Origin of the sequence: Rhodopseudomonas sp. (assembly GCF_048594845.1) — a bacterium.
Taxonomy (GTDB): Bacteria; Pseudomonadota; Alphaproteobacteria; order Rhizobiales; family Xanthobacteraceae; genus Rhodopseudomonas.
Genome location: NZ_JBMDXE010000189.1, coordinates 1 through 2,740 on the forward strand (window position 1 = coordinate 1; position 2,740 = coordinate 2,740).

The window sequence follows — 2,740 nt, forward strand, 5'->3', positions numbered from 1 at the left end:
CCACATCCCCGAGATGCTGGACCTATTGGGCAACGGCAAGCATCGCGAAGCCTTGGAGCTGATCGAAAGCTGCAATCCGCTGCCCAACGTCACCGGCCGCGTCTGCCCGCAGGAACTGCAGTGCCAGGGCGTCTGCACCCACACCAAGCGACCGATCGAGATCGGCCAGCTCGAATGGTACCTGCCCGAGCATCAGAAGCTGGTCGACCCGAACGCCAATGCGCGCTTCGCCGGCCGCATCTCGCCGTGGGCGGCGGCGGTCAAGCCGCCGATCGCCGTCGTCGGCTCGGGTCCGTCCGGCCTGATCAACGCGTACTTGCTGGCGGTCGAAGGCTTCCCGGTCACGATTTTCGAGGCGTTCCACGATCTCGGCGGCGTGCTGCGCTACGGCATCCCTGAATTCCGCCTGCCCAACCAACTGATCGACGACGTTGTCGAGAAGATCATCCTGCTCGGCGGCCGCTTCGTGAAGAATTTCGTGGTCGGCAAAACGGCCACCTTGGAAGACCTGAAGGCCGAAGGCTTCTGGAAGATCTTCGTCGGCACCGGCGCCGGCCTGCCGACCTTCATGAACGTGCCCGGCGAGCATTTGCTCGGCGTGATGTCGGCCAACGAGTTCCTGACCCGCGTCAACCTGATGCGCGGCCTGGATGACCGCTACGAGACGCCGCTGCCCGAAGTGAAAGGCAAGAACGTGTTCGTGATCGGCGGCGGCAACACCGCGATGGACGCGGCGCGCACCGCCAAGCGGCTCGGCGGCAACGTCACCATCGTGTATCGCCGCACCAAGAGCGAGATGCCGGCCCGTGTCGAGGAGCTGCATCACGCACTGGACGAAGAGATCAATCTCGCGGTGCTGCGCGCGCCGCGCGAATTCATCGGCGACGACCACACCCACTTCGTCACCCACGCGCTGCTCGACGTCAACGAGCTCGGCGAACCCGACAAGTCCGGCCGCCGTAGCCCGAAGCCGACCGGGCAGATCGAACGCGTGCCGGTCAATCTCGTGATCATGGCGCTCGGCAACACCGCCAATCCGATCATGAAGGACGCCGAGCCGGGCCTGAAGACTAATAAGTGGGGCACCATCGAGGTCGAGGAAGGCTCGCAGCGCACCTCGATCAAGGACGTCTACACCGGCGGCGACGCCGCCCGTGGCGGCTCCACCGCGATCCGCGCGGCCGGCGACGGCCAGGCGGCCGCTCGTGAAATCGTCGGCGAGATTCCGTTCACGCCCGCTGAGATCAAGAACCGGGTCGAACGCGCCGCGAAGTACACCGAGCTCGGCCAGGTGGCGCAGACCATCGTGGGCAAGGTGCCGCTCGCCGGCGGCATCGTCGAGTTCACGGTGCGGGCGCCGATGGTGGCGCGCTCGGCGCAGGCCGGGCAGTTCGTCCGCGTGCTGCCGTGGGAGAAGGGCGAACTGATCCCGCTGACGCTGGCCGATTGGGACGCTGAGAAAGGCACCATTGCTCTGGTGGTGCAGGGCATGGGCACCTCGTCGCTGGAGATCAACCGCATGGCGATCGGCGATGCGTTCAGCGGCATCGCCGGCCCGCTCGGCCGCGCCAGCGAGCTGCATCGCTACGAAGGCAATCAGACCGTGGTGTTCTGCGCCGGCGGCGTCGGCCTGCCGCCGGTGTATCCGATCATGCGCGAGCACCTGCGGCTGGGAAACCACGTGACGCTGATCTCCGGCTTCCGCGCCACGGAGTTCCTGTTCTGGACCGGCGACGACGAGCGTGTCGGGAAGCTGAAGAAGGAGTTCGGCGACCAGCTGTCGCTGATCTACACCACCAACGACGGCTCCTACGGCGTCAAAGGCTTCGTCACCGGCCCGCTGGAAGAGATGATGAAGGCCAACCAGGAAGGCAAAGGCCGCACCATCGCCGAAGTGATCGCCATCGGCCCGCCGCTCATGATGCGGGCAGTGAGCGACCTCACCAAGCCCTATGGCGTCAAGACCGTGGCGAGCCTCAACTCGATCATGGTGGATGCGACGGGAATGTGCGGCGCCTGCATGGTGCCGGTGACCATCGACGGCAAGATGGTCCGCAAGCACGCCTGCATCGACGGCCCGGAAATCGACGCCCACATCATCGACTGGGACAAGTTCCTCCCCCGTTTCAGCGCGTTCAAGGCGCAGGAACTGCAGAGCAAGAAGAAGCACGGGTTCGCGTAAGCGCGAAGTCGTAGTCTCGTCATTGCGAGCGAAGCGAAGCAATCCAGCTCCGAGCACCGAACTGGATTGCTTCGTCGCTTCGCTCCTCGCAATGACGGAGAGGCTTTCGCTGAAATAGCCGGGTTCGCCCGGCCTTTTCGTTGGCGTCCCCGGCGGATCTGGGGCCTGGAAAGGGGTGTCAAAAGCCTCGGGACCCCTTAAGTTGCGGCCATGCCGAAAATCTCCAAATCCGCCGCCGCACCGTCCGCCCCCACGCCCCCTGCCCCCGCCGGCATCAAGCCGCCCGGCACGGGCGACCATGTGTTCCTGGTCGATGGCTCGTCCTACATCTTTCGCGCCTATCACGCGCTGCCGCCGCTGAGCCGCAAGTCGGACGGGCTGCAGGTCAACGCCGTGCTCGGCTTCTGCAACATGCTGTGGAAGCTGTTGCGCGACATGCCGCCGGATAACCGGCCGACGCACCTGGCGATCATCTTCGACAAGTCGGAAGTCACGTTCCGCAACGAACTCTATCCCGACTACAAGGCGCACCTGCCGCCGGCGCCGGACGATCTGATC

The 2,740-nt window shown here is 65.3% G+C and carries 2 protein-coding genes; both read left to right on the forward strand.

From position 1 onward, the window contains the following. The coding region (locus ACOJTD_RS12110) for a sulfide/dihydroorotate dehydrogenase-like FAD/NAD-binding protein (RefSeq protein ID WP_420133161.1) at positions 1 to 2,182 on the forward strand (2,182 nt) is incomplete at its 5' end. A 210-nt stretch (positions 2,183 to 2,392) separates the two neighbouring features. Continuing rightward, positions 2,393 to 2,740: 5'-3' exonuclease (locus ACOJTD_RS12115; protein WP_420133162.1), on the forward strand; the 348-nt coding region annotated here is incomplete at its 3' end.